The sequence below is a fragment of the Microvirga rosea genome, assembly GCF_020595095.1.
Lineage (GTDB): Bacteria > Pseudomonadota > Alphaproteobacteria > Rhizobiales > Beijerinckiaceae > Microvirga > Microvirga rosea.
This window is the reverse complement of the sequence record NZ_JAJDOP010000002.1, coordinates 782911-788910: the sequence shown is the minus strand read 5'-3', so window position 1 is coordinate 788910 and position 6000 is coordinate 782911. Positions and strand designations below refer to the sequence as shown.

General features: G+C 63.9%; 8 protein-coding genes. 5 read left to right on the top strand and 3 right to left on the bottom strand.

Annotated features, from left to right (window positions below; translation table 11 throughout):
- Positions 1 to 485, bottom strand: a 485-nt coding sequence (locus LJD17_RS08135; RefSeq protein WP_227383682.1) for an aminotransferase class I/II-fold pyridoxal phosphate-dependent enzyme, incomplete at its 3' end; no start/stop codon positions are given.
- 377 nt (positions 486 to 862) lie between these two features.
- Between LJD17_RS08135 and murA the strand changes: the two genes are divergently transcribed.
- From murA to LJD17_RS08110, 5 genes are all read left to right on the top strand, one after another.
- Complete coding sequence (murA, locus tag LJD17_RS08130; RefSeq protein ID WP_227383640.1) at positions 863 to 2152, top strand: UDP-N-acetylglucosamine 1-carboxyvinyltransferase; 1290 nt, start codon at positions 863 to 865, stop codon at positions 2150 to 2152.
- Between the two features lie 112 nt (positions 2153 to 2264).
- Positions 2265 to 2708 (top strand): DUF2948 family protein, encoded by a 444-nt coding sequence (locus LJD17_RS08125; protein ID WP_227383639.1) that lies wholly within the window; start codon positions 2265 to 2267, stop codon positions 2706 to 2708.
- A complete protein-coding gene (gene hisD / locus LJD17_RS08120; protein WP_227383638.1) occupies positions 2708 to 4000 on the top strand; it encodes a histidinol dehydrogenase in 1293 nt (430 codons plus the stop codon). The genes LJD17_RS08125 and hisD overlap by 1 nt, the downstream gene beginning before the upstream one ends.
- A gap of 15 nt (positions 4001 to 4015) precedes the next feature.
- Entirely contained in the window at positions 4016 to 4501 is a 486-nt protein-coding gene (locus tag LJD17_RS08115) for a UPF0262 family protein (RefSeq protein WP_227383637.1), read from the top strand.
- 2 nt (positions 4502 to 4503) lie between these two features.
- A complete protein-coding gene (locus LJD17_RS08110) occupies positions 4504 to 4989 on the top strand; it encodes an arsenate-mycothiol transferase ArsC (protein WP_227383636.1) in 486 nt (161 codons plus the stop codon).
- Here the strand turns inward: LJD17_RS08110 and LJD17_RS08105 are convergent.
- Together LJD17_RS08105 and LJD17_RS08100 are read right to left on the bottom strand one after the other, a co-directional pair.
- Positions 4951 to 5277: an AzlD family protein gene (locus LJD17_RS08105; RefSeq protein WP_227383635.1), complete on the bottom strand. Its 327-nt coding sequence runs from the start codon at positions 5275 to 5277 to the stop codon at positions 4951 to 4953. The two genes, LJD17_RS08110 and LJD17_RS08105, sit on opposite strands and share 39 nt — an antisense overlap.
- Positions 5274 to 5912, bottom strand: a complete 639-nt coding sequence (locus tag LJD17_RS08100; RefSeq protein ID WP_227383634.1) for an AzlC family ABC transporter permease — start codon at positions 5910 to 5912, stop codon at positions 5274 to 5276. Before LJD17_RS08100 ends, LJD17_RS08105 begins: the two co-directional genes overlap by 4 nt.
- Between the last annotated feature and the right edge of the window lie 88 nt (positions 5913 to 6000).

The following is a 6000-nucleotide window of genomic DNA, read 5'->3' as shown; positions in this document are numbered from 1 at the left end:
TCGTTATGGCGAAAAATCGCCTTCTCGCAGCCGGACTGGCGCACGCCCTCGATCATCGAGTTGTGGTTGAGGGCGTCCGAGAGGATCAGGCAATTGGGAATCAGCTTGGCAAGGGTCGCGATGCCGGTCTGGTTCGACACGTAGCCCGAGGTGAAGACGAGAGCCGCCTCCTTGCCATGGAGGTCCGCCAGCTCCGCTTCCAGCCCCACGATCGCATGGGAATTGCCGGAAATGTTGCGCGTGCCGCCGGCGCCGGTGCCGATCCGCCAGGCGGTTTCCACCATGGCGCGGGTGACGTCGCGGTTCTGCCCCATCCCGAGATAGTCGTTGGAGCACCAGACGGTGATGGACCTCGGACCGGTGGGACTGTGCCAGATCGCATCAGGGTAACGCCCTGCAAGGCGCTCGATATCCGCAAAGACCCGGTAACGCCGTTCCGACTGAAGACCCTCGAGCGCCGAGGTAAAGAACTCTTGATAATCCATCATCTCACCGGATGCAGCCATGCTATCCTGTCCATCATGACGAAGCATGAGCCAGACCACATTGATCCCAGTCAATGTCGATTCGAGGTGATATTCCGGTTGAGAGGCGATTGCGAAGCCTTTATTGGGTCGCGGCGACGATGGGTCGCGTGAATCATGACCGAAGGTAAATCACACGACAGGGCCGACCGGCTGAAGGCCGCCCTGAAAGAAAACTTGAAACGTCGCAAGGCCCAGGCCCGGGGACGGAAGGTTGCAACTGGCCCTGGAAGCGATAAGTCTGTGGCAGATATTTCCAGCGAGCGCGACAAGCCGTCCGACTAGTTCCATCGGACAAAGGGCGGCATAGCTCATCAGATCGCAGCAAAGGGATTTTCATGGACCGCATTCGAATCCGGGGCGGCGCGCCTCTGACAGGCTCGATTCCGATCTCAGGCGCCAAGAACGCGGCCCTGCCCCTCATGATCGCCAGCCTTCTGACGGAGGAAACCCTGGAGCTCGGCAATGTACCCCGCCTGGCGGACATTTCCTCGCTCCTGCGGATCATGAGCAACCTGGGCGTCGATCACATGGTCGCCGGGCGCCGGCCCGGCGAATCGACGGAGACCGGCCAGACGATCCGCCTTTCGGCCCGCTCCATCATCGACACCTGCGCTCCCTATGAGCTCGTCTCCACCATGCGGGCAAGCTTCTGGGTCATCGCGCCGCTCCTGGCCCGGTTCGGCCACGCGAAAGTGTCCATGCCTGGGGGATGCGCCATCGGCACGAGGCCGGTGGATCTCCTGATCATGGCCCTGGCCAAGCTCGGCGCCGCCATCGAGATCGACAGCGGCTACGTGGTGGCGACCGCCGCCAAGGGACTCAAGGGAGCGGAGATCGATTTCCCGAAAGTGACCGTCGGCGGCACCCACGTGGCCCTGATGGCCGCCACTCTCGCCGACGGCACCACGGTCATCCGCAACGCGGCGCGGGAGCCCGAGATCGTCGATCTCGCGGAGTGCCTCATCAAGATGGGAGCCAAGATCCAGGGCGCCGGAACCTCGGAGATCGTGGTGGAGGGCGTTTCCCGCCTCGGCGGCGCCACCCATGAGGTGCTGCCCGACCGGATCGAGACCGGCACCTATGCCATGGCGGTCGCCATGACGGGCGGCGATATCGTGCTCGAGAATACCCGTCCCGAGCTTCTTCAGTTCGCCCTCGATGTCCTGGGACAGGCAGGAACCGACGTGACCCCGACCATCGGCGGCATCCGGGTCCGTCGCAACGGCAACGGGATCCAGCCCGTCGACGTGACGACCGATCCTTTCCCCGGCTTCCCGACCGACCTTCAGGCCCAGTTCATGGCGCTCATGACCCGGGCGAACGGAACCTCGCGGATCCGCGAAACCATCTTCGAGAACCGCTTCATGCACGTGCAGGAGCTGGCCCGTCTCGGCGCCAGGATCCGCCTCGACGGCGACAGCGCTTACGTGGACGGCGTTCCCACCCTCAAGGGGGCTCCGGTCATGGCGACGGACCTGCGTGCCTCGGTATCCCTCGTGATCGGGGGGCTGGTGGCCGAAGGCGAGACGATGATCAACCGGGTCTATCATCTCGACCGGGGATTCGAGGCTCTGGAAAGCAAGCTCGCCCGCTGCGGGGCCGACATCGAGCGCCTGAGGGGCTGAGGAAAGGACGATCCGACCCCGAAAGCCGGGCCTCGCCCGGCCTGCGGAGGTTGCGCTTGGCGCATGGGCTCTCTACCTAGCTGTGAAAGCTTCAGCAACAGGTTGCCAGCCCATGGATCTCCTGAAACTCGTCGCGCTTGACCAGGATGACCTGACGGTCATTTCGATGCATCTGCAGGATGCGATCGTGCGAGTCGGTGACATTGCCTATCTGCCGAAGGAGCGCTGCTTCGCGATTGTCGCCCGGCGCTTCGATTGGGAGGTCGGGTCCGACCATCCGCCTCAACGGCGCCTCACCGGCATGCACTTCCAGCAAGTGAAGGCCGTGCGCGTCCGCGGGATCGATCAGAGCAACAAGGACGCCGTCCTCAATCTTCTGGCCGTCTCCTTCGACGAGCATGACGCTCCGTCCGGTACTGCGACCTTGATCTTTGCGGAGGGCGGGGCCATTCAGATCGATGTGGATTGCATCGAGATGCAGATGAAAGATCTTGGACCTGTCTGGGCGGCGGAGAGCCGGCCTTCACACAATGAGACCTCGGCGGAGCGCATCTGATGGCGCAGCGACTCGACGCGCGTGATGCCGACTTTCCGCAAGCCTTCGCCACGCTCCTCGCGACGAAGCGAGAAATTTCCGAGGACGTGGATCACGCCGTCCGCCTGATCATCGACGACGTGGTCGCCCGCGGCGATGCGGCGCTCGTCGATTATACCCGTCGTTTCGATCATCTCGAACTGTCAGCGGAGACATTGCGGATCTCGGATGCGGAAATCGATGCCGCCGAGGCGCAATGTTCGAAGGAAACCCTCGATGCGCTCGCTCTCGCGAAGCAGCGCATCGAGACCTATCACCGGGCGCAACGTCCTCAGGACTCGATGACGACCGATGCCGTCGGCGTCACCCTTGGCTGGCGCTGGACCGCGATCGAGTCCGTTGGGCTTTACGTTCCAGGAGGGCGGGCAAGCTATCCGTCCTCCGTCCTGATGAACGCCGTGCCGGCGAAAGTGGCCGGAGCGCCCCGTATCGTGATGGTGGTTCCCACTCCGCGTGGCGAGACCAACCCGCTCGTGCTGGTCGCCGCGCGGCTTGCCGGCGTGGACGAGATCTACCGTGTCGGTGGTGCGCAGGCCGTCGCCGCCCTGGCGTTCGGAACTGCCTCCATACAACCGGTCGCAAAGATCGTGGGACCCGGCAACGCCTATGTGGCCGCCGCCAAGCGCCGGGTTTTCGGCCAGGTGGGGATCGACATGATCGCCGGGCCTTCCGAAGTTCTCATCCTGGCCGACGCGCATGCCAATCCCGATTGGATCGCCGCCGACCTTCTGGCGCAGGCAGAGCACGACCCGGTTGCCCAGTCGATCCTCGTCACGGACAGCCCCGCGCTCGCGGACGCCGTTGAAGAAGCGGTCGAGCGCCAGCTCCAGACACTTCCGAAGGCCGACATCGCCGGAGCAAGCTGGCGCGACTTCGGGGCGATCATTCTTGTGGAAAGCCTCCACCACGCGGTGCCGCTGGTGGACCGGCTGGCGCCGGAGCATCTGGAAATCGAAACCGAGGATGCGGAGGCGTTGGCGGGAAAGGTGCGCAACGCCGGTTCGATCTTCCTGGGCAGCCACACGCCGGAAGCGATCGGCGATTATGTCGGCGGCCCGAACCACGTTCTGCCGACGGCCCGCTCGGCCCGTTTTTCGTCGGGTCTTGGGGTGCTTGACTTCATGAAGCGGACCTCGATCCTGAAATGCGATCCAGCCGCCTTGCGCGCGCTGGGGCCGGCCGCCATCACACTCGGGCGGGCAGAGGGGCTTGAGGGACATGCGCGGTCCGTAGCGATCCGCCTGAACCTGTGACGGATCGGAGGGCGCATGGCGAGCGAAGCGAACGAGCGATGCCGATTGGCCGCCGTCACGCTCGACGAGGCCTCCATCGGTCGGGGCAATCCCGACCAGGAGCATGAGCGAGCCATCGCGATCTACGATATTCTCGAGGAAAATTACTTTGCGCTGCCCAATTTCGACGGCGGTCCCTATCTGCTGCACATCGGCCTGATCGAGAAGAAGCTCTGCTTTGAGGTGAAAAGTCAGGATGGGATTGCCCTTGTGTCTCACCATCTGTCGTTGACGCCCTTCCGGAAGACGATCCGCGACTATGAGCTGATCTGCGACAGCTACTACAAGGCCATCCGCGATTCTTCGGCCGCCCAGATCGAGGCGATCGACATGGGGCGCCGGGGGCTGCACAACGAGGCCGCCGAACTGCTGATGAAGCGTCTCGACGGCAAGCTCGTCCTCGATTTCGATACGGCACGGCGCATCTTCACGCTGATCTTCGCTCTGCACTGGAAAGGCTGACGGTGGCGGAGGCGCAATCCAAGCGGATCCACTCCGTGCTCTTCGTCTGCGCCATGAACGCCGTGCGTTCACCCATGGCTGAGGCCATTGCCCGGCACTATTTCGGGCGCTCCATCTATGTTCAGTCCGCAGGGGTCCGGAAAGGCGAAACCAACAGTTTCATGACGGCCGCCCTGGACGAGATCGGCATCGACGGCAGCAAGCACAAGCCGCGCACGCTTCGGGAACTCGAGGAGTGGGAGGGCCTCAATTTCGATCTCATCATTTCCCTCTCGCCGGAAGCCCACCATGCTGCGCTCGAGCTGACGCGGACGATCGCGGCGGACGTGGAATATTGGCCGACCCCCGATCCCACCCTAACCCAGGGGACCCGTGAGCAGGTGCTCGATGCCTATCGCAATATTCGGGATGGCCTGTCCTACCGCATCCGTCTTCGCCTGAAGCAGGGCTCAGAAGCCCAGCGCCCGGATCAGACTGAGAGCTCCTAATCCGGCGGCCAGGCCGGCAAGCTCGATCCGGACGAACATCATGACCACGATCCCAGCCGCGATGCTCACGATCGCCGGAAAACCGTTGTCGATCGTCATCGGCAGAATGGTTGCCAGGATGATGGAGCCGGGCAGGGCACGCAGGCCCCGTTCCATGCGGGGCGTGATCGCAACCCGGCTCATCACGACCGCACCGGCGATGCGGCACAGAAAAGTCGCGATCGCCATGGCGGCGATGGCCAAGGTGGAGCCCCAAGGGCCGGCGGCAAGTTCTGCAAAACCGGTCATTCGATCAGCATCCCTGCGACCACGCCCGCGAGGGCTCCGGCGATGATGAAGCCATAGCCGGGCAGGGCGGCGTGAACGATGAGCGAGACCACGCCGGCGACGAGCCAGGGAAGAGCCGGCCTCGCGCCCTTCCAAAGGGGCACGAGCATGACGCTGAAGAAGATCGGCATGACGAGGTCGAGGCCGAAGCGCCGAGGTTCGGGAACCAGGGCCCCGGCGAAATACCCGGCCAGGGTCGAAACGAGCCAGAGGCTCCAGAGGGTCAGGCCGCAGCCGAGCAGCATTCCCGTGTTGCGCCCGCCTTCATTGTAGTAGCGGGTGCCGATCAGCCATCCGGCTTCGGTGACGAGGAAGAGGTTGAGGGCGCTGCGCGCAGTCGGCTCGTGCTTCAACCAGGGCTGCAGGGTCGCGCCGAGCAGGATCATGCGGGCGTTGACGACGGCCGTCACCGTCATGATCGTCAGAATGGTCGTCGGCGACCACACCTTCTGCCAGACCTCGAGCCCGACCATTTGAGATGCGCCGGCATAGACGAAGGCGCTCAGTCCCAGGGTCTGGCCGAGGGACAAACCCTTCTGTGCCGCCGCTGCTCCGAACGCCATGGCAAACACGACGAAGCCCGGAAAGGCCGGCAAGGCCAATCGGGCTCCGTGGGCAAGGCCGGCTAAGGAAAAGTGCGGGCGAGGGGCTGACATGGAAAACCCGGAATGATCCTTGCTCCAT

Excerpts from the sequence above, each read along its gene's own strand:
- hisD (WP_227383638.1), top strand. The coding sequence starts at position 2,708 with ATGGCGCAGCGACTCGACGCGCGTGATGCCGACTTTCCGCAAGCCTTC.
- LJD17_RS08105 (WP_227383635.1), bottom strand. The coding sequence starts at position 5,277 with ATGACCGGTTTTGCAGAACTTGCCGCCGGCCCTTGGGGCTCCACCTTG.
- LJD17_RS08115 (WP_227383637.1), top strand. The coding sequence starts at position 4,016 with ATGGCGAGCGAAGCGAACGAGCGATGCCGATTGGCCGCCGTCACGCTC.
- murA (WP_227383640.1), top strand. The coding sequence starts at position 863 with ATGGACCGCATTCGAATCCGGGGCGGCGCGCCTCTGACAGGCTCGATT.
- LJD17_RS08125 (WP_227383639.1), top strand. The coding sequence starts at position 2,265 with ATGGATCTCCTGAAACTCGTCGCGCTTGACCAGGATGACCTGACGGTC.